The organism is Halobacillus sp. A1 (assembly GCF_024189295.1).
Classification (GTDB): Bacteria; Bacillota; Bacilli; order Bacillales; family Halobacillaceae; genus Halobacillus_A.
The window spans coordinates 1-25091 of record NZ_JAIZEN010000013.1 but is presented as its reverse complement, the minus strand read 5'-3'; the positions used below and the strand labels follow the sequence as shown (position 1 = coordinate 25091).

Below are 25091 nucleotides of genomic sequence, written 5' to 3'. Positions count from 1 at the left end.
TTATAATTATGAGGAGGAAGTGCAAACTTAAGTGTTTTTGAACGTACGCTTATATAAAATATTCGCATTCAAAAGCTGTTCCTTTTAATTACAAGGTTATGTTAAAGTTCCTTGTTGATATTTAAACTGTTTCCGTTACTAAAGATAGTGCTTGAAGGTCCGGGAAATCACTCGCTTTCCATGGGCGTACGGTGAGCTTCCTCGGGACTAACGCCCTCCGGGATCTCACCCTGTACTGTTCTCCCATAGGAGTCTCGCAATTTCCCGGACCTTCTTGCTTTTGTGAGGATAACGTAAACAACTTTTGTGTCTTCACTTAAAAAATAACTACTTTTAAGTGATAACCATCTGAACTTCTGTATGCAAAAAATGCTTGGAACTACCTTAAAGTTCAGGAAGTTTCTATACAAAAACACGATAAAAAGATCACTGAAGTTTAATACTACCAATATTACTAAGAAGTTTTTTAAAGCGATTTCGTTGAGTACATAACCGGTGAGGGGCGGCGGGGAATGGGGAGACTCCTGTGGGAAGAGAGTGCTTGGTGAGATCCCGCAGGACGGGACGTCCGAGGAAGCTCACCGCGCTCCCACTTAAAGCGAGTCATTCCCCGCCGCCCTGACCCCTCACCCAATTTCTCGAATCCTAGCCTTCCACTATTCTGCCATATAGTTGAATAACTCACTTATCCATATCAACCGCCGCCTTTAACATAGCTTTTTTTAAAAAAACGTTGTAAGGCTAAAAGTATTGATTATGTTACTTTTACTATTATCGGCATTTAAAAAACAGATATAAAAAAGCCCCCGCTGAGCAGCGGGGGCTTCATTATTATCCTTCTAAAAGCAGATCATAAGGATCTTCTATCATTTCCTTGATTCGGCGCAAGAATTGCACAGCTTCTTTTCCATCTACGATTCTGTGATCGTAGGATAAAGCAATATACATCATCGGACGAGCTTGTATCGTATCATCCGGCATGACTTTAGGACGTTTCTCAATATTATGCAGCCCTAGTATTCCGACTTGAGGTGAATTCAGAATCGGTGTAGAGAGCATAGAACCGAATATTCCGCCATTTGTGATCGTGAAAGAACCTCCTTGAAGATCATCAAGCTGCAGTTCTTTATCACGAGCCTTTTTGGCCATATCCATAATCCCTTTTTCAATTCCTGCAAAGTCTAAGCGATCTGCGTCGCGCACAACCGGCACGACCAGGCCTTCATCTGTTGAAACAGCCATACCGATATCATAGAATTTCTTCTGGATGATTTCATTGCCCTGGATTTCAGCATTGATGTTAGGGAACTCCTTAAGTGCTCCCACTGCAGCCTTAGTAAAGAATGACATAAATCCTAGTTTCACATCATGCTTTCTCTGGAATGACTCTTTACGGTCACTGCGCAGCTTCATCACATTCGTCATATCTACTTCATTAAATGTCGTCAGCATCGCTGAACTTTGCTGGGCTTCAACTAGACGCTTAGCAATCGTTTGACGGCGACGGGACATTTTAATGCGCTCTACAGGCTTTTCAAATTCTGTCTTTTCACTTGATTCCTGCTTGCTTTCTTTTTTCTTTTCTTTTTTAGGAGCTTCTTTCTTCTCCTCTTTCTTGCTTTCTCCTTGAGCAGCCGCATCAACGTCTTCAGGACGAATACGACCTAAAGGATCTTTAGCACTGATCTCACTGAGATTGATACCGAGCTCACGCGCGCGCTTACGAGCAGCCGGGGTGGCTACGACATCATTTTTTGATTCTTTTTCATTAGAAGAAGTTTCTTTTGCAGGCTCTTCTTCTTGACCATCGGAAGACTCTTCTTTTTGAGCCGTCTCTTTTGTATTTTCTTGTTTATCCCCAGTATCTTCTTGTTCCTCGGTACTTTCTTCTTCCTCGGAGTTTTCTTCTTCGGAAGAGCCTCCAGCTTCTCCGTTTTCATCTACTTTAGCGATGACGTCTCCAACTTCAACGTCATCACCTTCTTCTTTCAAGATTTCAGCTAAAACACCGCTGGCATCAGCATTAACCTCTACGTTAACTTTGTCTGTTTCAAGCTCAAGGATGGCGTCTCCCTTCTCAACTTGATCACCTTTTTTTACGAGCCACTCGGCAATCGTACCTTCTGTGATTGATTCAGCTAATTCAGGGACCTTAATTTCCTTCATTTGTATTTCCTCCTTTAGACAACTGTAACGCTTCTCTGATTATACGATTTTGTTCTGTTTTGTGGATATTCGGTTCACCGACTGACGGAGAAGCACGGTGCGGCCTTCCTACATATCGGTGGATTTGTCCTTTACTCAGCAGTTTGTGCAAAATTCCTTCAACAAAATACCAGCTTCCCATATTTTGTGGTTCTTCCTGCACCCAGACAAGCTCTTCTATATTAGGATATTCTCCTAAGATTTCTTGTAAATGTCTGGTCGGGAATGGATAGATTTGTTCAACACGCACAGCATCTATAGTCTCAAAGGAGGTATCTTCAAGTTTTTCAACATAATCCTCAATTTCAACCATTATTTTCCCACTGCCTAACAATAACGATTTCACTTTTTCTTTATCTTTTTTCGTATCCTTAGTCAGCCCCGGCTGTCTTAAAATGGGCTGGAAGTTAAGCTTGCTGAACTTGCTGCCCTCATCAGCTACACGCTGATTTCTAAGCAGGCTTTTAGGTGACATGAGGACTAGTGGTCGTGCTTCTTCCTCGTTGCTGATAGCCGCCTGTCGTCTAAGGAGATGGAAATATTGCGCAGACGAGGTAACGTTAGCTACGGTCCAGTTATTCTCAGCCGCTAATTGCAAGAAACGTTCAAGCCTTGCACTCGAGTGTTCAGGCCCTTGACCTTCATAGCCATGAGGAAGTAAGAATACGATATTGGATTTCTCTCCCCATTTAGCGCGGCCTGCTGCAACGAACTGATCGAAAATAACTTGGCCGGCATTGGCAAAATCACCAAACTGCGCCTCCCATATTACGAGAGCTTCCGGTGCTTGGACACTATATCCATACTCGAATCCTAGTACACCTGCTTCTGACAACGGGCTATTGAAAATATCAAAAGAAGCATCAGCTTGTTCTATTCCATGAAGCGGGCAGTACGTTTCGTCCGTTTCCACATCGTGAAGAACGAGGTGACGATGAGCAAAGGTTCCTCGCTCCGTATCCTGACCCGTTATACGAATAGGTTTGCCGTCTTCAATAATGGAAGCAAAAGCTAGAGCTTCTGCTGTAGCCCAATCGACTTTATTGCCGTCTTCCAGCATATTGCTGCGTTTCTGCAGAATCTTCTCAAGCTTTTTAAAACCATTAAAGCCTTCTGGGCGTTTGAGCAGTTCCTTGTTGAGTTTTTTCAAACGATCTAGATTTATGGCGGTAACGATCTCATCCAGAGGCTTTTCAACCCCGCCTGGACGATCTTTGACATCCGCTTCCGCTGTTTCATTTTCTTTCATATTGTTATAAGTATCACGCAAATTGCTTTCTACTTCTTCGAACATCGCTTTTAGCGTTCCTTCTTCCACCACATTTTCTTCAATTAATTGTTTTTCGAAAATGTGAGGCACTGTAGGGTGATCATCTATTTCTTTGTAAAGTTTAGGTTGAGTAGATCTTGGCTCATCGATTTCATTATGTCCGTATCGGCGGTAACCGATCAAGTCGATGACAAAATCCTTTTTGAACTTTTTACGGTATTCATAAGCAAAAGAGATCGCTGATAAACAAGCTACTGGGTCATCCGCGTTCACGTGAAGAATCGGAATTTCAAAACCTTTGGCCAAATCACTAGCGTAGCGGGTAGACCGGCCATCCTTACGATTGGTCGTGAAACCAACTAAATTGTTTGCGATCACATGAATAGTCCCCCCTGTACGGTAGCCAGGTAAATCTTTCATGTTCAGCGATTCTGCTACAACCCCTTCACCTATAAAAGCAGCATCCCCATGAATTAGAATGCCAAAAGCTTCTTCTTCATCGAGCTGAGAATATCCTGGTTTCGTCCGGTCATCCTGGGCTGCTCGTGTAAAACCTTGTACTACTGGATTCACATATTCTAAGTGTGAAGGGTTATGGCTCATCGTCACTTGGGTGGTGGACTGCTGCCCATTGCCGATTTCACGGTGAGCACCAAAATGATATTTCACATCTCCAGTCCAGCCATAGTTGATTCCAGTCGACCCTTCGGAAGGAACAAGTTCTTTATCCGGAGAATGATGGAATTCAGAGAAGATACGGTCATAAGGTTTCCCGAGGACGTGGGCCAGAACATTTAATCTGCCGCGGTGCGCCATCCCCATCATGATATTGCTGATTCTATCGGAGGAAGCAGCCTGGACGATATGATCCAGCATAGGAACCATTACATCAAGACCTTCAATAGAAAAACGCTTCTGTGCGACGAACGTCCTCGCCAAAAAGTGTTCAAATCCCTCTACATCAACTAACCTCTTAAGTAACTGTTTTTTCTCTTCATTATTTAAGTTTACTTTAAATGAAGCGGAATCAATCTGATTCTGCAGCCATTGTCTTTCATTCTCATGACTGACGTGGTCATATTCAAAAGCAGTCGTTCCTGCATATCTTTCTTTTAAAGTTTTGACGACTTGTAAAGCATTTTCTAATTTGACCGGTGAATTCTGCCATACCCATTCAGCAGGGATATTTTCAAGATCTTCTTCACTCAGGCCATATCTTGATATCTCTAACATGTTTGTAGGTGCCCGATCATTACTGCCAACAGCATAAATATTTGCATCAAGATGGCCATGACGTCTAATAGCCTCAACCAGTTTGTGGGCTGAGGTTACCTTGTTTATATCTACAGAAGAGGCTTTAGCTTCTCCATTTGCAGAAGTAGAAACTGAAGCACTCATCCAATCCGGTGCTCCGTGTTCATCAAATAATTGTTTTAAAGTTGCATCAACTGACTGTGGATCTTTTTCATACGATTCGTATTGTTCTTCAATGTAGCCCATATTCGGACCATGAAACCCTTCCCAAAATCTTTCATTGGCACCTTGATTAGCCACGTCAAATACCTCCAAGTAGTTGTTGTCTAATGCTGGAACGTAAACGTTTGCAAACACACTTACTATTATAGGGTTCAAACGTTTGTGAATTCAACATTTATCTCTTTTTTTCTTTATTCTGAATCATCTACATTATAACAAGAAAGACGCACCGTTTGGTACGCCTTTTTCACTTTTGTCGAAACAAACTGAAATTTTCACTCTTCATCCTCTAAAACGTTATAAGCCGATTCAAATAACTTCATCTGACTGTTTACCAGTTCTTCATCTTCAGAGGGCTCGACATAATGATACTTTCCATATCGATCCTGCTCTCTTGCCTTAACATTGTCGGCAAGCATAAGGTTCAGAATTTTAATCAGACGATTTTTGATGCGAACTTCATAAATAGGGAAAAGTAACTCCACACGCTTCACCATGTTCCTTGTCATCAAATCAGCGGAAGATAAGTAGACGTTATCTTCTCCATTGTGATGAAAATAAAAAATCCTGCTATGCTCTAAAAGCCTTCCTACTACACTGATGACTCTAATGTTTTCACTTATACCTTGAATACCTGGTTTTAAGCAGCAAATCCCTCTAACAATAAGGTGTACCTTTACGCCGGCTTTTGAAGCCTCGTATAGTTTCTTGATAATAGGCTTATCGGTCAGCGAATTCATCTTTGCAATGATTTTGCCATTACCGTATTGCTTATGGCATTCAATTTCATGGTTGATTTTATCGAGGAAACCTGTGCGTATATCAAAGGGCGACATCTCAATATGATTAAACTGAGGTTTATCCGTATACCCGCTTAAATAATTGAAAAAATTGGTTGCATCCGTTCCAAATTCCTCTACGGTCGTTATAATGCCCATATCAGTGTAAAGTTTAGCCGTTTGATCATTATAGTTCCCTGTTCCTAGATGAACGAAACGCTCAATCTTATCTTTTCTTTTCCTTACAATAAGTGTAATCTTACTATGTGTTTTCAAATAAGTCATACCGTATATGACATGACAGCCTGCTTTTTCAAGTTCTCTCGCCCATTGCACATTGTTCTCTTCATCAAATCTAGCTTTTAACTCAACGAGGACTGTCACCTGTTTACCATTCTCCGCTGCTCTTTTCAATCCATCAATGATTGGTGAATCACCGCTCACTCTGTAAAGTGTCTGTTTTATAGCTAGTACGTTCGGATCATCTGCTGCATCAGAGATGAAGTCGACGACCGGTTCAAATGATTCGTAAGGATGATGAAGGAAAATATCCCGAGACAGTGAAGCTTCAAACAAATCTTCATCAATTTCTAAATCCTTAAGCGGCTGTGGGATCAAATGTTCGTAAACCAAATGCTCTCTTGTATCAGCAATGGATTTATAAAAGTTAAACAAGTAGGTCAAGTCTAACGGCCCATTTGTAACGTATAAATCGTTATGGTGAATCTCCAATACATTCAGCAGAAATCTCACAACATTTTCATCATATTTACCTTTTCGAACTTCAAGCCTTACAGCGGCTCCCCATTTTCTTTTCTTCAACTCTTTTTCTATCTCTTTCAATAAGTCTCTTGCGCCTTCTTCATGGATCGTCATATCGGCATTTCTTGTGATTCTGAATTCAGTTATCGACTCAACCTTATACCCTTTGAATAATTCATCTATGAAATAGCTGATAACCTCTTCTAAAAGGATGAATTGTTGTTTGGAAGGATGGTATACCTCTACAAACCTCGGCATCACTGAGGGGACTTGAACGATGGCGTTTTTCTCTGTTTCATCACTAAGATCCAAATTATCCTTTAAAACGACAGCCAAGTTAACCGATTTACTCAGCAAAATAGGAAAGGGACGGTAAGCATCTACTGCCATCGGTGTCAACACTGGAAAAATTTCTTCATTAAAATACCTTTCCAACCCTTTCAACTGGGTGTTGGACAACTCTTCAATCGAAGTCAGGGAAACCTTTTCTTCTTCGAGCTCCGGCTTCATTTCTTGGTATGTTTCATATTGCATTTCTACAAGCTCGTGATTTATAGAAGCTATTTCACTAAGCTGCTGTTTTGGAGTTAAGCCGGCTTTATTCTCCGGTTTGTTATAGCCGGCTTTTACCTGATCTTTCAGCCCGGCTACCCTGACCATGAAAAACTCATCTAGATTCGAAGAAAAAATCGCTAAAAACTTAAGCCTTTCCAACAGTGGGTTGCTTGAATCTTTAGCTTCTTCAAGCACCCTTTCATTAAAAGCGAGCCAGCTCAATTCACGATTATTATAATAACTGGGATGATCTAAGTTGTTATTGCTATCTGTGTTAGACATAGGACACTCCCTTTGTTCCGACAATGTATTTCACAACAACCTTACTAGAACTTTATTGGTCAATTGTAAGAGTCATGTAATTTTCAAGTAAATTTTCACCGTAGTTACTCTAAGCCTTCTACTTCCACAAAGTTTAATTCGATCTGTTTCTTTAATGATTTTTCCAAATGTTTTTTCTGCTTTTCAGTTTGGTATTCTTCAGGCATATAGTCCTTCGTGCAAAAGAGCGTGATTTTCAAATCATCTTTATCTGTTTCCACTTTCAAGTCCTGCACAGCCCCTCGTCTTGTACTATCGAGACAATAACAGAACTTCAGAAAGGCGCCTAGTTTACGAATTCGATGCTGCTCATCCTTTAAAAACCATTTCTTATATGGATGGATGAACTGTTTAAATACAGTCTTGTTCTTAAAAGAAGCCATCAAGGCCAGCTTTAGTCGATCGATATGCATTAAACCGTCAATCGTCCGGTTCGCCAATAAATAAAAAGTGTGTTGAGCGCTGGCTTCATCATCAATATATTGACCAAGGTTAAATACATAACTCGCCATTTTAAGCTCTTTCCAATCTTCCTTTGAAAAAGAACCTATCCCTTTTTCGTGGAACTGATCGAACAATTCTTTCGCTAAATGCTGTACATGATGAATCTGTTTTATATTCAGATCATAATCATTGATTAATTCTTGAATGCTTTCCTCGAGCACACTGGGAAATAGATTCGTCCCCATCCCCTGTGTCAGCAATTCATAAAATACTCCGTCCCTCAGTCCTTTTCGGCTAAGAATAAACCCTTCTGCCTGCACCGTCTCATACAACGTATGAAAGACTTCAGTCGCTGGTAAAATAATATCCGCTCGATCTTTTGACAGACCTTCTACTTTTTGAAGTTTCTTCATTGAAAGTGTGAACAGATAATTTTTAATAAATGATAGGTCGCTGTCGTTCATCTTATATTGATGCAGCCCCGCGAGTGGATACTCCTTCAAATTTTGATCGATTTGTACGACGTTCCTTGCCCCACCGCCGATTCCAATCAGTGGAGCTTTCCCATCACGCAGCCAGGATAAAGTCGCAAAACTGTTCTTCAAAAATTGACGCAAATCTGCGAATTCATCCTCTGTAGGTAAATCATTTTTAAAGAATCTCTGCTTAAGAGTAATAGCTCCAAAAGGAAAACTATGAGAATGGATGAGTTTTCGATCTTTGAAGTATGTAACCTCTGTACTTCCTCCACCGATATCCACGGTGTACCCTTCAGAAATTGAAGTAGAATTGACGACCGCTAAATATCCATAAAAAGCTTCTTCCTTCTCTGATATTATTCTCATATCCAATCCAGTCTTGCTGGAAACATTATCTATGATTTCTTCCTGGTTGACAGATTGGCGGATAGCTGCCGTCGCTACACAAATAGATTCTTCTAATTGATACGTCTCTAAAACTTCATTAAAACTGTTCAGTGTGCTGATCAACTTATTAATCCCGTCTTTTGAAAGTTTGCCATCGTCACGTAAGAAGGTGCTGAGCCGTGCTACAGACTTTACGTTTTCGACTTCGCGCAAGCGGCCGCTCTTGTCTCTTAGATAAATGACAAGACGTACCGTGTTGGAACCGACATCGATTATGGCATAATATTGTTTAGACATTCGTTCCACCTTCCTTACCTTTTATTTCTGCACATTATATCACAAAAAGGTCCCAGCATATGGCTGGGACCTTTCTTAAATTTTATCTGTTGAGTAGACTTCCTACATATTTCAGTAAGTCATTAGCGGAGGTGGAATTATATCCATGCTCATCCACCAAAGTTGCTACGACTTCATTAATTTTCTTAAGCTGCTGTTCATCCGGCGTTTTCGTCGAGGTGGTGATCTTAACAATATCTTTTAGGTCTGCAAACAGTTTCTTCTGAATCGCTTCTCTTAAACGCTCATGGGACTGGTAATCGAACTTCTTGTTTTTTCTGGCATAAGCTGAAATCCGAATTAAAATTTCTTCTCGGAAAGCCTTCTTCGCATTTTCAGATACACCAATTTGCTCTTCAATGGAACGCATGAGGCGCTCATCAGGGTTCATTTCCTCACCAGTCAGAGGATCACGAAGTTTCGCTTTATTACAATATGCCTCAACATTATCTAAATAATTATCCATAAGCGTGTGCGCAGATTCTTCATAAGAGTAGACAAAAGCTTTTTGCACTTCTTTTTTAGCTAAATCATCATATTGCTTCCTCGCCAATGAAATGAACTCAAGATATTTCTCTTTATCATCCTTAGATATCGATGCGTGGCTATCCAGACCATCCTTCAAGGATCGTAATACGTCTAGAGCGTTGATCGACGTCATTTCTTTCTTGATAATCGTAGATGAAATGCGGTTAATGACATATCGTGGATCAATGCCACTCATTCCCTCATCGGAGAATTCCCTTTTTAGATCCTCTACATCTACATCACTGAAGCCTTCCACTTCTTCCCCATCATATAGGTACATTTTTTTCAGTACATCGATAGAAGCTTTCTTCGATTCTTTCAGTCTCGTGAGTATAGTGAACATAGCCGCCACTTTAAGGGTGTGCGGTGCAATATGAACATCGCGGATATCACTTTCACGTATCATCTTATGATAAATCTTCTCTTCCTCTGTCACTTTCAAATTATATGGAATCGGCATAACGATCATACGGGAATGCAGCGCCTCATTCTTTTTATTGGAGATGAACGAGCGGTATTCCGCTTCGTTCGTGTGGGCGATGATCAATTCATCAGCCGAAATTAAAGCAAAACGCCCGGCCTTGAAGTTTCCTTCCTGTGTCAACGACAATAAGTGCCATAGGAATTTCTCATCACATTTAAGAATTTCTTGGAATTCCATGATTCCTCTATTGGCTTTATTGAGTTCTCCATCAAATCGGTAAGCACGGGGATCTGATTCAGAACCGAACTGAGCGATTGTCGAGAAGTCGATAGAGCCGGTCAAATCAGCAATATCCTGTGATTTCGGATCAGAAGGACTGAACGTTCCGATACCCGTTCGTCTGTCTTCAGAGAAGAAAACCCTTTCGACTAGAACATCTTCAATTCTTCCGCCATACTCCTGTTCCAGGCGCATCGTATTAAGCGGAGACAGGCTTCCTTCAATGCGGACATTATATTCTTCCCTGAACTCATCCCGCAGATGATGCGGAATCATATGAAGTGGATCTTCGTGCATCGGACAGCCTTTGATGGCAAATACCGCCCCATTGTCAGTATAAGAGTATTTCTCTAAACCGCGTTTCAACAAGTTGACGAGCGTCGATTTACCTCCACTTACAGGACCCATCAATAACAGAATCCTCTTCCTTACATCCAATCGACGAGCTGCCGGGTGAAAGTATTCTTCCACAAGTCTTTCCATTGCTTCGTCAAGGCCATAAATATCTTCTTCAAAGAAAGAATATTTTTTATGTGCGTTCCCTTGTTCGATCCCTGCTTCAGTGATCATATTATACACGCGAGAATGTGCCGACTGGGCTAAGAAAGGTTTCTCTCTCAACAACTCTAAATAATCCCTGAACGTTCCTTCCCATTTCAACTCTTCTTCATGCTCTCTATGATCTTGTATTCTTTTAATAATATCCACTCAACGACCTCCCTCGTCGTAACTAGCAAATTTAATATATCCTATGCGGCGAAAAGCTGAATCATTCATCGATGTACAAGCTATGTTTCCCGTTTGTACTTCCCTCCCTTTTGCCCCCCCTCACTCTTTTCTATGCTCGATTTATTGGGCTAAGACCTTCAAAGACTGAAGCAGACATGTCCCTCTTTCTATCTCAAATAACAAAATTTCACTTTATCTAATCCTATTCCTTTCCCTTTATCAAAATGACAATTTGCGTCTTCCCGCAAACCTCCGCAATAATTATAAAATTCACGCAAAAATAGGCTTATCCGTTTTGACACTAAGAACCTCCATTGTTAAAATTATCTTAAACATTTTAATAGAATAAAGGATTTTCTGAGAAAGAAGGTCAAAATGATGGAAACTTGGTACTTTGTTGATTCTGGACATCTTACTCCATCTCTGAATATGGCGATGGACGAGAAACTTATGAATTGGCATAGGAAAGGCCTGATCCCTCCTGTTCTTCGTTTTTATGGATGGAAACCGGCCGGTCTATCGGTTGGATATTTTCAAAAAGTAAAAGGCAGGATTGACCTTGAGGGTATTGAAAAAAATGGATTCGAATTAGTCAGAAGGCAGACGGGAGGACGAGCTGTACTACATGATGATGAACTCACGTACAGTGTAATCGTATCTGAAGATCATCCCCGAATGCCCGCCTCTGTTAAAGATGCCTACCTTGTCTTATCTCAAGGATTACTAGAAGGGTTCAGGGAACTTCATATATCCGCGGATTTTGCAATTCCCAAAGAGAAGCTGAATACTACGAGCTCAGCGGTTTGCTTTGAGGAACCTTCGTGGTATGAACTCATTGTCGATGGCAAGAAAGCTGCTGGAAGCGCTCAAACTAGAAAAAAGGGTGTTATTTTACAACACGGCTCGATACCAATTGAGGTTGATGAAACGAAACTTTTTGATATGTTCATTTATAAAAATGAACGACTGAAAGAAAGAGCGCGCCATGCATTTGGCGACAAAGCGGTGTCTATCAATGACATCTTGAACACACCCGTCAGCTTCAAAGAGACTCGTGATGCATTCAAAAAAGGGTTCGAAAAAGGGCTGGATATTGAATTGGAGCCTTTTGAGTTAAATAAGGAACAATGGGAAGAAGTCCAGGAGCTTGCTAAAGAAAAATATAGGTCGGATGACTGGAATTATGCACGTTAAAAAAGGAGTGTTTGAATTTGCCTAAAAAAGACGAGTACATACGTAAACCGGATTGGCTGAAAATTAAAATCAACACGAACAAATCTTATACCGGTTTGAAAAAGCTGATGCGTGATAAGAAACTCAATACGGTATGTGAAGAAGCACGCTGTCCGAACATCCACGAATGCTGGAGTGAACGAAAAACAGCTACTTTTATGATTCTTGGGGATACTTGTACGAGAGGCTGCCGCTTCTGCGCCGTGAAAACGGGGCTGCCAAACGAGCTTGATCTTGGAGAGCCGGAACGTGTAGCGGAATCAGTTGAAATCATGGGGCTTAAACACGTCGTAGTAACAGCCGTAGCACGTGATGACTTGAATGACGGGGGTGCTGCAGTGTTTGCAGAGACAGTCAAAGCAATCCGCCGCCGGGTTCCTGGGTGTACGGTTGAGATCCTTCCTTCTGATATGAAAGGGGATTATGAAAGCCTTCATACACTTATGGGCGGTGAACCTGATATATTCAACCACAATATTGAGACTGTCCGCCGTCTAACGAAAAAAGTCAGAGCCCGTGCCATGTATGATCGTTCGTTAGAATTACTTCGACGCGTCAAAGAAATCCGTCCGAATACACCAACTAAGTCCAGCATTATGGTAGGACTAGGCGAAACCAAGGAAGAGATTATCCAGGCTATGGACGATCTTCTTGCTCATAACGTCGATATCATGACGATCGGCCAATACTTACAGCCGACAAAAAAACATTTGAACGTGGAAAGATACTATCATCCTGATGAGTTTGAAGAACTGAAACAAATCGCTATGGAAAAAGGATTCAGGCACTGTGAAGCAGGTCCAATGGTGCGATCTTCTTACCATGCAGATGAACAAGTAAACGAAACTTCAGCTCAGCGCCGCATCAAATATATGCAGGGATATGAATCTCAAGGAGAAACGTTAAACAAAACTACATTCTAGAAACGAAAAAAGATCGCCGTAAAAAGGCGATCTTTTTTTATGATTCTTCTCCATCTTTACTCTCTTCTTCATCTTTATTTTCTTCACTAGCATCATTTGAATCGTCTTTTTCAGAACTCTCTTCATATGAATCTTCGCTCTCGTCTGTCGAATCCTCTTCCATTTCTTCCTCTTCATCTACCTTGGAATCTTCAGTTTCTGTTGCGCTTTCCTCTTTTTCTTCGTCTTTCTCTTTCTCTCCGTCTTTATCTTCATTTATTTCTTTTTCTTCTTCATTTTCATTTTCTTTCTCTTCATCTTTTTCTTTTTCTTCGACTTTTTCACTTTCGTCTTTTTCTTCTTCCACGTCTTCTTTGCTGGATGATTCGTCGTTCACTTTCTCTTTTTCATCTGGTTTTTCAGACTTATGTTTTGAAGGAGTATCATCAGATGAATTATTACTCGGACTTGTCGGCAGCTCAGGCTCATTCACTTCCGGAGTTGATACAGCTTCTGATGGCTGGGAGGACTTTTTTTCATATGTATTCGTTTCAGTCGTTTCGGAACTGTCATTGGTGGTACGTTCCACTTCGGATACTTCTTGCGGAGTAGCTTTCTCCACTTCTTCCTCCACAACTTCTTGCTCCTCCTGCTCTACAGGAGTTTCATCATCTAACGCTACTTTTTCAGGCGGGGAAATTTCTCCTACTTCATTTTCAGGAATATTTTCCTCAATGTCTTTTTGAACCAGTTCTTCATTTTCCTTCTCTTCTTCGAGCTCAATCTCTTCTAATGTTAATTTTGCAGGTTCTTTTTCACTCGCTTTGCTAGAACCGCATGCCGCTAACAACAGCACCATACCGCAGCTTATAATAACTGAACCTATTTTCCTCATCAATGTACCACTCCCTTTATCATAGGTTTATGTAAATACTTGTCGAACTTTTGAGTTGATTATACCACATTATGACATAGAAAAAGACCGCTTTTTAAACGGTCTTTCTTCTACCAGTAATAACCATAAGGGGGATACGGTCCTGGCCGGCCGGGAGGTCCATAATATTGTGGTCCGTAATAACCGCCATACCCTCCTCCATAGCCTCCACCGAAGCCTCCATAAATCAATGGGGGAAGTGCGCTTCCAATAAAACCTCCGAGCAGACCTCCGACAAAAGGTCCACCGAAAAAGAATCTTTCATCCTCTTCATGATAAGGATTACGGTATTCATCATTCATTCCATAAAATGAATCGTAATTATACGGTTCAGGTAACATTTCATCCCTCCTGTGTAACTGATTGGGGTATTCACCTACATTTCACCATATGTAAAAGGAGCAATCTTTGTATGGGCGAACGAGTTGAATTTTCAATTAATATGTCTTTAAACAATTCACAGAAAATGATAAATGGGGTATAATAACAATCAAAGTGCTTGTCTGTTGAGAGATTAAAGGAGGACATGTTAGATGAAGCTGACATTAATTATTCTCGTATGTGTAACGTACTTAGTATCCATCTTTTCTGCTGGCTATGATACGAAAGCCGGCCGACCGAAAAAATAGAACATAACCCTAATAGTTGCTGTCCTAAAAGTTTAATTCCTAGACTTTCAGGACAGCCTTTATTTTTATCTGCCCTGAAAAATTTCAGAGTTGATAGTCATATAAGCTCCTTTGAAAGTGTCATCCCGTCTCTTACACGTAAATTAGTCTAAGGCCGTAAACCAGTTCATAAATCTTATGGGGGACTATCAAAGTCATAATGCGATAACAAAAAATCGCCCCGTACATTTAGTGTAAGCAGCTAAGCTTAACAAAAAATGAAAAGGAGCGATTTTTATAAGGAAATACTTTCACCTTATTAAATTAGGGAAACCTTGCTGCTTAAGCGCATCAAATAAAATAATGGATGCCGTATTCGCCAAATTCAAAGATCTGACTTTATCCGTCATCGGGATACGCAGACAACGATCTTCAAGACCTTCTAAAAGATGTTTAGGAATGCCATCCGTTTCCCTGCCAAATACGAAAAACCAATCTTTATTTGAATCACTAAAGTCAAAATCCACATATGATTTCGTACCAAAGTTCTCTATATAATAATATTCCCCGTGCTTGTTCTTTTCATAAAGTTCTTCCAATGAATCATAGTAATGGATGGTAACATCATGCCAATAATCGAGCCCCGCTCTTCGCAGCATTTTATCATCAGTGGAAAACCCAAGCGGACGAATTAAATGGAGCTGTGAATTCGTCGCTAAGCAAGTACGTGCAATATTTCCTGTGTTGGCAGGGATTTCTGGTTGAAAAAGTACAATATGATTTGCCATGTTATTCACCTCAATCTCAACATCATCAACTAAATTATTATACCACACCCTTCAACCCCCAATGTGAAAAAACTTGTACTTGATATCAGAAGTATAGGCTGTAGAATCTGTATAGGTCCAGTAGCGTTGACGGCTGTTAGTTGTGTGGGCGTTGACGAGAGGCTCTCCGTGACTATCTTTACTCACGATAATGGTCGTATGATCAAAACGTCCATCTCCTTGAAAGTCATAGCAAATAACATCACCAACAGACAGATCACTGGCCTCAGATACTTCATGGGCAACTAACCCCTGGCGTGCACCGCTCAAATACCATCGAAAGGAATGAGCGACTGACCAGCTGTAGCTCCAATTACCCGATCCATACCACCATCCTTTGCTGCGATTGGGCTGCCCCCACATCCTCCCTCCGCCGGCATGGAGACATTGAGAAATATAGTTCGTACAATCAACTTCAAAATGTTTGTAAGCAGGATTGTAGCTGTCCCACCATCTTTCTGCATATCGAACGGCTTCTCTTCGGTCGTACGTAAAAGGATCTCTAGCCTCCGACTCTTTCTCAATAAAAGGACTGAGAAACGCTTTTTCCTTCGGGAGAATCTTCTCCGTATTGACGGAATGTTCCTGGAGAGTTTTCCCATTAGTTTTTGCTTTGCAAGGATAAATGCCTTCTTCCACATAAGGTTTCTTCCCGTCTTTAATAAAGAAGCGGACCTTTAATAAATATTGAATTTCTTCCACTTCCTCATATGTAACTCGATGATACGGAAGAATGTTGAATGTTCCTCTTTCTACTTTCTGTCCTCTATCTTTGTACCCTTGAATTTTCCTCTGAAGCCAGGGCTCCGCTTCCTGTTCATAAAGACCTGTTAAAATTCCATCCCAGTATAACTTTATGGTTTCCATAAAGAATCCCCCTTTCTCCAACTATATGAAAGGGGGATTCAAACCATACGATAACACCATCATTCAAATGTTATAAATGGGATTCTATTAAATGCTCACTTGATTCAAGTTCTAACAATTTCCTTTTGCGATCTAATCCACCTGCATAACCTACAAGTTTTCCATTTGTTCCTATCACTCTATGACAAGGAACCACAATAGAAAAAGGGTTCTTATTAATTGCTCCTCCTACAGCCCTCACCGATTGGGAAGCCTTTAGGGCAATCGCGATCTCTTTATAAGACCTCGTTTCCCCTATCGGTATGCTATCCACCAAGGTTTTCCATACACTTCTTTGGAAAGGTGTGCCATAGCATAGGAGAGGCAGTGAAAAAGTCGTGCGCTCTTTAGCGAAATATTCTTTAATTTCTTGAACTGCCTGTTTAACATAATGGTGGTCAGGTTGATGTTCAAAGGAGCTTCTCATTAGATGTTTTTTTGTCCACGTTTGGTAAAATGATATAAGAGATTCGTAGTGACCATAATCCACACGTAATATTCCCTCATCTGCTGCCAAAATGGTTAATGATCCAACGGGAGAATCCATCACTCCATAATAGATCTTAGAATGGTTGCTCATAATTTACCCCTCTTAATGACCAGTTTTTTCTATTATACAAAACCTATTATATTCTGAAAAGGGAGAACCGTTTAAACTTTTTGGAACTTTAATCCCTTTTTCATTTCAGCCTTCACCTCGTCATCGGTTTCATTTGCCATAGCTTCATTAATCGCTTCGTAACAAGCATCTGTCCCGATTTTCCCGAGGGAATAGGCTGCTGTTCCTCTAATTACCGGACGAGGATCCTGCTTCATTAATCGGATGAGTTCATCAACGGCTGCTTCTTCTTTATAGAGACCTAATGCTAGAATCGCGTTACGCTGAATAGGCTTTTTTCCTCTCCAAGACCCAGAAAGAGGTCCGAACTTTTCTTTGAATTCACGATTGGAAACTGACAATAAAGGAAGCAGCCTCGGCTTTACGATCTCTGGATCCGGTTCAAATTCTTCATGATTGTGAAAATCCATCTTTTTGTTTTTCGGACAAACGGTCTGACATGTATCACAACCGTACACCCGATTCCCGATCTTCGTACGAAATTCATCGGCTAAGAAATGTTTCGTCTGTGTAAGAAAAGCGATACACCGCTGAGCGTTCAGCTGTCCTCCTTGTACGAGGGCCCCAGTCGGGCAAGTATCCACACAAATGTTACAATCTCCGCACCCATCCTCCACAGGTTCATCAGGTTCAAATGGAATGTTCGTTACCATCTCCCCTAGATACACATATGATCCGAATTCAGGCGTTATGATACAGCTGTTCTTAGCACTGAACCCGATACCTGCACGCTCTGCTACTGCTCTGTCAGACAGTTCCCCGGTATCAACCATCGATTTCATCTCTACATCCGGCATCCGCTCTTTTAAAAAGGCACCAAGTTTATGCAGACGGTCTCTCAACACGTCATGATAATCCTGGCCCCAGGAAGCACGTGCAAAAACTCCGCGCCTGTCGCCCCTTTTATTCTTTGGTGCATCCTTCAGCTTAGACGGGTACGCTAAAGCAATAGCTATAATGGACTGGGCTTCAGGCATCAACAGCTTAGGCTCTGATCGTTCATCAGGACTTCCCTTTTCAAATCCAGAGTGGTAGCCAAGGGCCTCGTGACGTTTCAACCTTCCTTTTAATTCCTCGAAAACGTCCACTGAAGCGAAACCGATCTTATCGATACCGATTTCCTTACTATAAGCGATCACTTCTTCTTTCAGCTTATGAACATCCACCTTGACTACCTCCTTCCACTTATCTCAAATCATTAACTTTAGCTGTCCGCAGCCTGTTTAATGTGGCAGCTATTTCAAAACGACGCGGCCGAGCCAATTCACCGGGGTGCTGATCTTGAAATGGGGCAAACGACGATAGCCCTTTTTGATTGAACTGTTCTTCAATTTGATCAAGCAGCTGGTGAAGCGTCTGTTCTTTTTTCAGTGTTCCTTTTTTATAAACATGCATAAGAATGTCGGCAATCATACGTGTTTGGGAAGAATCCACCAGTTGTTCCACACCATCTAAAGCGATTTCTGTAGATCCCATGAGAATCAGCGTTCTTCCTTTTGCCTGGACTTTCTCTTTCTTGCCTTTACGAGCCTGAATGGATTGCGAAAGGAAGTGACGAGAAGGCAGGGAGCCGAACTTTGCATTATTAGTCTCCCGGCCACTTGGATGCTGTTCCGCTATTTGTTTAGCTCGATCGGTTACGTTGTAAGGCAGATACTCATCCATCATAATGACCTGATCAGCTTCACTGAAGTACTCACCAGAACCACCCATAACTAGAATCGTCGACACTTCTAATTCATCTCTCAGGCTTTTTATTTTATCGATGAACGGGGTGATCGGTTCCTTTTCAGGCGCGACCAGCTGCTGCATCCGTTCATCCCGGATCATAAAGTTCGTCGCACTCGTATCCTCATCAATAAGCAGCGTTCGTGCACCTGCTTCAATCGCTTCCACCACGTTCGCCGCCTGGGAAGTACTGCCGCTGGCATTTTCCGTAGAAAATCTTGACGTATCTACGTTTCCAGGCAAGTTTTTAATAAACGGAGAAATATCAACGTTCGTTACTTGACGTCCATCTTCCGCTCTTACTTTCACAGCGTCCGGGTCCGTCAATACGAACTCTCGACCATCCCCTTTAATGTGAGGATACACCCCACGCTCCATCGCATTCAACAGGGTACTTTTTCCATGATATCCTCCCCCGACAATGAGGACAATACCTTCTCGTACTCCCATACCAGTCAACGGTTCATTTCGATGAGGCACTTCAATCGTTATGCGATTCTGCTCAGGACTCTCAAAAGCCACCGCATTCTTCATAGGGCGGTCACTCACGCCGCTTGCTCTCGGTAAAATAGAATCGTCCGCAATGAAAGAAATAAGCTTCTCTTCTCTCATTCTTTCCAATATCGCATCATGCTGATCAGCTAATTCGACAAAAGGTATGACTTCCTCTTCCTTAATCGCAAGTACAGAATCCTTAATTAAATTAGGCAGGATTGTAAAAAACAGCTTGTCCGCTTCCTTGCCATTGATTCTGCGTCCATTCGCCGGCAGTCCGACCGTAAGACATACCGTTGTTTGGTCTCCTTCTATACTAACAGCTGTACGCTCTAATATCTCCTGCTTCGGCTGATCAATGGATACCATACCGCTTTTACCCGAGCCTTTGACGTTCGGTTTATTTTTATCGAGGACTTCCGCTACTTTACGTGCAATTACATCCTCCGTATAAATACGACGCTTTTTCGTACGCTTCCATTCAGGACGTATCGATTTTATGTGATCATCAACCTGAATTCTTATTTTTGAAGGAGCGGCAAATGGATCCCCTTGTACATAATCAACCTTCAGTTTGTAATTAGAAAAAGAGTAACTGCCTTGTATTTGTTTGTATCCTTTATAACTTTTACCATCAATCTGTTGTAGTAGTTTCTTTAATTGGTTCATTGCTTCGTTCTCCTTTCCTCTATTATATATAGGTTTATAACCTTCTATCTTCAATAAAAAACGCAATGCTTCGTTATTTTAACGAAACACTGCGTTGTACACGTAGTAAAAATATGATTGCAATTAAAAATGGAGCGGGTGAAGGGAATCGAACCCTCATCATCAGCTTGGAAGGCTGAGGTTTTACCACTAAACTACACCCGCATATAATATAGTTTCATTAGCTTTGTTTATTCATGCTTCTTTCTCTTCTAGATCATTCAACGAAGCATATGCGTCGAAGCAACTCGAAGTTTATTCGGCAGAAGTTTCGCTCGTGGCTGAGGTTATACCACTAAACTTCACCCGTTTTATAAAAATTCATTAGCCTCATTTCGCTTTTCCCCAAGTCATACCTCTTCCTCTCCTAAATTACTCAAGGAAGAAATCATTCCATGAAGCTTAAAGCTTCCTCTTGTTGAGGTTTCAACCCTATCTGCATACGCACTTGCTGAAGTGATAGTTAACATTATAACAATCCAATATACGACTGACAACCACTTTTTATATTTTCACCCTTATAAAGCTTCGTTGGTCCTAACTTTCTAAATATAAAAAGTACATTACAATAAAAACGATAATAATCACCATTAAAGCAGAGACTAAAGTAACTTGAAGTGTGGATGGAAGAAACGTCTCCTCTTTCATAATTTTTTTCTTTCTATTGAAATAAGCGAATGTAGCAAGAATTGTAATGCTGAATCCAAGAATACAAGCAAAAACACCTAATGCAATACTGATTACATCAATCGTCTGATTGCGTTCTGCCCCGATTGTAAAATGAAGGCTGGTATTCAAAAAACCAATTCCCACAATAGCGATGACAGTCCGAACCCATGCTAAGTAAGTCCGTTCATTTGCTAGATGCTGCTGGGCATACTTAATTTGATTATTATCTTTATTGTCCATCTTTTCACCTTATTCATCTTTTTGCAAGGATCGTATCATAACCTTTGCATCCTTTACAATAAATATGACCATGGTTAAAAAGTCCATGTTGAAAACTTAAGCTTACATTATCCTGACTACACAAAAAAATTAGCGATTAATTACTGAAGTGACAAATTAAAACGAGCCAAAAAACTATAGGCCGGCCGGCATTGATCTATATTCAATTAGGGTCTGGCAATTTAATTCTTTGTAGAGAACGCACATCATCATATTAAAACATGTCCGGTATATTTAGATTTACACTCTTCTATGACGTTGACGAATACTTCTGTAACCACTTCCTTTCGATGACCAAATAAATTTCAACACGTCTACGTTTTCAATAGATGGGATTAAATCGTGTCACTTATTTAGGATACCTTATTATCTTTCTCATAATAAAAAAACACCTCCAAGCGTAAAAGTAAGAGTTTACAAATTTGGAGGCGTTCTATTCATTTTCAAGTGTTAGGTCACTTTTGGACCTCTTCTCTATTTTTATTATAGATTAATCAACCAGACACCTTACACTCAGATAACATCTCTCTTCTGTTCCTCAAAATCGAGATTTTCCCATGTTTCAGAATTAGATATCCCTAATTTGCTTGGTTCAAAAACAGGATTTTTATTGTTCTTTCGTTGCTCCATGTAATCAGTAAGAACAATAAATGAAATCTTACTAAGCCTAAGAACGGCATACATATTAATGAGCGTCATTAGAGCCATAAATACATCTGCAAGAGCCCACACAAGATCCAGGCTTGCCACTGTACCAAACATTACCATTGCAAGCGATCCTACTCGATAAATCAAAATCGCTTTAGGACTTTCTTTAATAAATTCGATGTTCTTTTCACCGTAATAATAACTTCCCGCAATTGAACTGAACGCAAACAGGAAAATCGCTATGGAAACAAAGATGCTTGCCCAGCTTCCTATTTGTGTGACTAATGAGTCTTGGAGCAAGGTGATTCCTGCTTCTGTTCCATATTCAGCTTGGTCAGAAACTAATATAATAAATGCAGTAGCCGAACACACTACAAGAGTATCCAGGAACACACCTGCAGCTTGTACAAAACCTTGTTTTGCAGGGTGAGAAACGTGAGATGAAGCGGCAGCGTTCGGTGCACTACCCATACCTGCTTCATTGGAAAACAACCCACGATTAACACCTTGCATAATAGCAGCACCAATGCCTCCTCCAATAACCTGCTCAAACCCAAACGCATTTGAAACAATATAGCCAATAATTTGAGGCACTTGTGTAATGTTCATAGCAACTACAATCAATGCTAATAGGATATATACAGCTGCCATAATAGGAACAACAACACTTGAGAAGTTCGCAATACGATGAACCCCTCCAAAAATGACAATAGCCGACAACACCACTAATCCGATACCAACAACAGCTGTAGGAATGTTAAATGTTGAATTCAAAGAATCCGCAATCGTATTACTTTGAACAGAATTAAAAATGAGACCAAATGTAATGGCAATGATTATTGCAAATGCAATTCCTACCTTACGTTGTTTAAGTCCTTTTTCAATATAGTAAGCGGGCCCCCCTTTAAAGGCATCCTTACCATCTCTTACTTTGTAGACTTGTGCTAACGTACTTTCAAAAAAAGCAGTTGCTCCACCTACAAGGGCAACAATCCACATCCAGAATATAGCGCCCGGCCCCCCCATAGTTAAAGCTACAGCAACCCCTGCAAGGTTTCCTGTACCAATTCTACTAGCAGAACCTATACAGAAAGATTTAAACGCAGATATTTCATTTTCGCCTTGACCTGGTGTCTTTTCAAATATTACTCGGAACGTCTCCTTGATGTACCTGAACTGAACAAACCGAGAAAAAATAGTAAAAAATAAACCTGCTCCTAATAATATAGGAATTGTTAAATATGTAGACAGAAAACCATTAATCTGTCCCACAATTTCCATAAGAAAATCCATATTTCCACTCCTTGGTAAAATAATAAAATAATTCTGAATATTACTCCACTACTTTATCACATTAATTAGGGCCAAACAAACATCTTGTTAGATTATATAACATGTAGTTTATTAGAAATTATAAAATAACAGTAGGAAAGGATTAATTATTATATTTTTTATCTAATATGAAATTTAGTTTATACAAAAAACATTTTCATTTGATTTGGTTTTTGAATTATTATTTTTCATCCTAATTTCTGTTGTTTCAAAAATGTTTCCCCTTCCTCGGTGAACACGATTAGTGCATACGATTTGAAGTTATATAGTCTTTTGAATAAATACCATTAATCAACAAAAAAAGCCTTCCTACAATACTGTAGAAAGACGTAAAAACGTTGATATTACTTAATTCTTCTGTAATTGACGTTTTATAAAGTAGTACCGGTGGCCGGGGTCGAACCGGCACTCCGTGAGGAACACGATTTTGAGTCGTGCGCGTCTGCCAATTCCGCCACACCGGCATTTCATGGAGGCGGCAACCGGAATCGAACCGGTGATAAAGGAGTTGCAGTCCTCTGCCTTACCGCTTGGCTATGCCGCCATTGAAATCACGTTTAAATAATTATATTCATCATTTAATGACTTATGAAAGTTTCTGGAGCGGGAGACGGGATTCGAACCCGCGACCCCCACCTTGGCAAGGTGGTGTTCTACCACTGAACTACTCCCGCGCCTTATTTTTAAATAGATGGCTGGGCCAGCTGGATTCGAACCAGCGCATGACGGTACCAAAAACCGTTGCCTTACCGCTTGGCTATGGCCCAACATTTTTCTATAAAAAAATGGGGCGGCTGATGGGAATCGAACCCACGAATGCCGGAACCACAATCCGGTGCGTTAACCACTTCGCCACAACCGCCACAAATAAAAGCAGGGGTAGTAGGAATCGAACCCACATTGACGGTTTTGGAGACCGTAGTTTTACCATTAAACTATACCCCTATTTGTAATATGAAAATAAATGGTGGAGGGAGTAGGACTCGAACCTACGAACCCGATGGGAGCGGATTTACAGTCCGCCGCGTTTGGCCAACTTCGCTATCCCTCCATATAAGAAAGACACACATGGTGCCGGCCAGAGGACTTGAACCCCCAACCTACTGATTACAAGTCAGTTGCTCTACCAGTTGAGCTAGGCCGGCTAGTCAAAAAAATGGTGGCTCGGGACGGAATCGAACCGCCGACACACGGATTTTCAGTCCGTTGCTCTACCGACTGAGCTACCGAGCCAAACAAATGAGAAGTTCTCATTATTAACTATGATCTAGCTTATGTAAAGAAGTAATCAGTGGCGGTCCGGACGGGACTCGAACCCGCGACCTCCTGCGTGACAGGCAGGCATTCTAACCAACTGAACTACCGGACCGTTATAAAATTAATTGGTTGCGGGGGCAGGATTTGAACCTGCGACCTCCGGGTTATGAGCCCGACGAGCTACCGAACTGCTCTACCCCGCGATAATTAGGGAGCTTTACATACATAGTTCCCAATAGTTTTTAACTCTTACAGAGTCTAAATGGTGGAGGATGCAGGGCTCGAACCTGCGACCCCTTGCTTGTAAGGCAAGTGCTCTCCCAGCTGAGCTAATCCTCCATTGAGTGGTGACCCGTACGGGATTCGAACCCGTGATACCGCCGTGAAAGGGCGGTGTCTTAACCACTTGACCAACGGGCCAGTCGGAAATTTCAAAGATGGCGGAGAGCGAGGGATTCGAACCCTCGAAACCGCGAAAACGGTTTACACGAATTCCAATCGTGCTCCTTCGGCCAGCTCGGACAGCTCTCCGTAATGGCTCCACCGGTAGGATTCGAACCTACGACCGATCGGTTAACAGCCGATTGCTCTACCACTGAGCTACGGTGGATTAGTATAAAACCTGGCAGCGTCCTACTCTCACGGGGGTAAACCCGACTACCATCGGCGCTGAAGAGCTTAACTGCTGTGTTCGGCATGGGAACAGGTGTGACCTCTTCGCTTTCGCCACCAGATCTTTTTTAGGGACAAGATATATTATATGACCCATTCACTAAAAAATCAAGAGTTTTTTTGAAAACCCTCAAAACTGGATAAGACATTGGACATGTTCACAAACGTAACCTTTTTCACGAAGGTTGATATAGTTAAGTCCTCGATTGATTAGTATCCGTCAGCTGCACGTGTCACCACGCTTCCACCTCGGACCTATTGACCTCATCGTCTCTGAGGAATCTTACTTACTTGGCGTAA

At 41.2% G+C, this 25091-nt stretch carries 16 protein-coding genes, 16 tRNA genes and 2 rRNA genes; 2 read left to right on the top strand and 32 right to left on the bottom strand.

The features are described from left to right. Positions 1–831: 831 nt before the first annotated feature. The 5 genes from odhB to LF817_RS13750 form a co-directional block, all read right to left on the bottom strand. Positions 832–2166, bottom strand: a complete 1335-nt coding sequence (odhB, locus tag LF817_RS13770; RefSeq protein ID WP_253936383.1) for a 2-oxoglutarate dehydrogenase complex dihydrolipoyllysine-residue succinyltransferase — start codon at positions 2164–2166, stop codon at positions 832–834. Next, on the bottom strand, positions 2153–4975 hold the full coding sequence (locus LF817_RS13765; protein ID WP_253936451.1) for a 2-oxoglutarate dehydrogenase E1 component: 2823 nt from the start codon (positions 4973–4975) through the stop codon (positions 2153–2155). The genes odhB and LF817_RS13765 overlap by 14 nt, the downstream gene beginning before the upstream one ends. 251 nt (positions 4976–5226) lie before the next feature. Continuing rightward, positions 5227–7329, bottom strand: coding sequence for an RNA degradosome polyphosphate kinase (locus LF817_RS13760; RefSeq protein ID WP_253936382.1), 2103 nt, complete (start codon positions 7327–7329; stop codon positions 5227–5229). 104 nt (positions 7330–7433) lie between these two features. Further along, complete coding sequence (locus LF817_RS13755; RefSeq protein WP_253936381.1) at positions 7434–8975, bottom strand: Ppx/GppA family phosphatase; 1542 nt, start codon at positions 8973–8975, stop codon at positions 7434–7436. Positions 8976–9057: 82 nt separating this feature from the next. Then, entirely contained in the window at positions 9058–10953 is a 1896-nt protein-coding gene (locus LF817_RS13750) for a PrkA family serine protein kinase (RefSeq protein ID WP_253936380.1), read from the bottom strand. A 399-nt stretch (positions 10954–11352) separates the two neighbouring features. Here LF817_RS13750 and LF817_RS13745 point away from each other — a divergent pair, with 399 nt between their 5' ends. After that, positions 11353–12168: a lipoate--protein ligase family protein gene (locus tag LF817_RS13745; protein ID WP_253936379.1), complete on the top strand. Its 816-nt coding sequence runs from the start codon at positions 11353–11355 to the stop codon at positions 12166–12168. 17 nt (positions 12169–12185) lie between these two features. After that, positions 12186–13130: a lipoyl synthase gene (gene lipA, locus LF817_RS13740; protein WP_253936378.1), complete on the top strand. Its 945-nt coding sequence runs from the start codon at positions 12186–12188 to the stop codon at positions 13128–13130. 37 nt (positions 13131–13167) lie between these two features. On the opposite strand, the gene LF817_RS13735 is transcribed toward lipA, so the two are convergent. From LF817_RS13735 to LF817_RS13605, 27 genes are all read right to left on the bottom strand, one after another. Next, positions 13168–14004 carry a hypothetical protein gene (locus LF817_RS13735; RefSeq protein ID WP_253936377.1) on the bottom strand — a complete coding sequence of 279 codons (837 nt, stop codon included), beginning with the start codon at positions 14002–14004 and terminating at the stop codon, positions 13168–13170. 110 nt (positions 14005–14114) lie between these two features. Further along, complete coding sequence (locus LF817_RS13730; protein ID WP_253936376.1) at positions 14115–14384, bottom strand: hypothetical protein; 270 nt, start codon at positions 14382–14384, stop codon at positions 14115–14117. 578 nt (positions 14385–14962) lie between these two features. Continuing rightward, complete coding sequence (trmL, locus tag LF817_RS13725; RefSeq protein WP_253936450.1) at positions 14963–15439, bottom strand: tRNA (uridine(34)/cytosine(34)/5-carboxymethylaminomethyluridine(34)-2'-O)-methyltransferase TrmL; 477 nt, start codon at positions 15437–15439, stop codon at positions 14963–14965. Between the two features lie 51 nt (positions 15440–15490). Further along, entirely contained in the window at positions 15491–16345 is an 855-nt protein-coding gene (locus LF817_RS13720) for an amidase domain-containing protein (protein WP_253936375.1), read from the bottom strand. A 70-nt stretch (positions 16346–16415) separates the two neighbouring features. Further along, complete coding sequence (locus LF817_RS13715) at positions 16416–16964, bottom strand: methylated-DNA--[protein]-cysteine S-methyltransferase (protein ID WP_253936374.1); 549 nt, start codon at positions 16962–16964, stop codon at positions 16416–16418. Between the two features lie 71 nt (positions 16965–17035). Then, positions 17036–18169, bottom strand: a complete 1134-nt coding sequence (queG, locus tag LF817_RS13710; RefSeq protein ID WP_253936373.1) for a tRNA epoxyqueuosine(34) reductase QueG — start codon at positions 18167–18169, stop codon at positions 17036–17038. 19 nt (positions 18170–18188) lie between these two features. Further along, entirely contained in the window at positions 18189–19895 is a 1707-nt protein-coding gene (locus LF817_RS13705) for an ABC-ATPase domain-containing protein (protein WP_253936372.1), read from the bottom strand. A gap of 130 nt (positions 19896–20025) precedes the next feature. Beyond that, positions 20026–20099: transfer RNA gene (locus LF817_RS13700), tRNA-Gly, on the bottom strand. 372 nt (positions 20100–20471) lie between these two features. Next, on the bottom strand, positions 20472–20843 hold the full coding sequence (locus LF817_RS13695; protein WP_253936371.1) for a YidH family protein: 372 nt from the start codon (positions 20841–20843) through the stop codon (positions 20472–20474). A 552-nt stretch (positions 20844–21395) separates the two neighbouring features. Beyond that, positions 21396–22823 carry an alanine/glycine:cation symporter family protein gene (locus LF817_RS13690; RefSeq protein ID WP_253936370.1) on the bottom strand — a complete coding sequence of 476 codons (1428 nt, stop codon included), beginning with the start codon at positions 22821–22823 and terminating at the stop codon, positions 21396–21398. Between the two features lie 421 nt (positions 22824–23244). Then, positions 23245–23326: transfer RNA gene (locus LF817_RS13685), tRNA-Leu, on the bottom strand. Positions 23327–23332: 6 nt separating this feature from the next. Continuing rightward, positions 23333–23406, bottom strand: a tRNA-Cys gene (locus tag LF817_RS13680). A 55-nt stretch (positions 23407–23461) separates the two neighbouring features. Then, a tRNA-Gly gene (locus LF817_RS13675) sits at positions 23462–23536 on the bottom strand. Between the two features lie 18 nt (positions 23537–23554). After that, a tRNA-Gln gene (locus LF817_RS13670) sits at positions 23555–23629 on the bottom strand. A gap of 19 nt (positions 23630–23648) precedes the next feature. Then, positions 23649–23724: transfer RNA gene (locus tag LF817_RS13665), tRNA-His, on the bottom strand. 12 nt (positions 23725–23736) lie between these two features. Then, positions 23737–23807 (bottom strand) — tRNA-Trp (locus LF817_RS13660). Positions 23808–23827: 20 nt separating this feature from the next. Then, positions 23828–23913: transfer RNA gene (locus tag LF817_RS13655), tRNA-Tyr, on the bottom strand. A gap of 18 nt (positions 23914–23931) precedes the next feature. Continuing rightward, positions 23932–24007, bottom strand: a tRNA-Thr gene (locus tag LF817_RS13650). Positions 24008–24019: 12 nt separating this feature from the next. Continuing rightward, positions 24020–24095: transfer RNA gene (locus LF817_RS13645), tRNA-Phe, on the bottom strand. Positions 24096–24154: 59 nt separating this feature from the next. Then, a tRNA-Asp gene (locus LF817_RS13640) sits at positions 24155–24231 on the bottom strand. A 14-nt stretch (positions 24232–24245) separates the two neighbouring features. Further along, positions 24246–24322: transfer RNA gene (locus LF817_RS13635), tRNA-Met, on the bottom strand. Positions 24323–24382: 60 nt separating this feature from the next. Next, positions 24383–24458 (bottom strand) — tRNA-Val (locus LF817_RS13630). Positions 24459–24464: 6 nt separating this feature from the next. Next, positions 24465–24539: transfer RNA gene (locus LF817_RS13625), tRNA-Glu, on the bottom strand. A gap of 18 nt (positions 24540–24557) precedes the next feature. Beyond that, positions 24558–24650, bottom strand: a tRNA-Ser gene (locus LF817_RS13620). A gap of 4 nt (positions 24651–24654) precedes the next feature. Next, positions 24655–24729, bottom strand: a tRNA-Asn gene (locus LF817_RS13615). A gap of 10 nt (positions 24730–24739) precedes the next feature. Beyond that, positions 24740–24853 (bottom strand): 5S ribosomal RNA (rrf, locus tag LF817_RS13610). Between the two features lie 128 nt (positions 24854–24981). Further along, positions 24982–25091: ribosomal RNA gene (locus tag LF817_RS13605) — 23S ribosomal RNA — on the bottom strand; the annotation flags it as partial.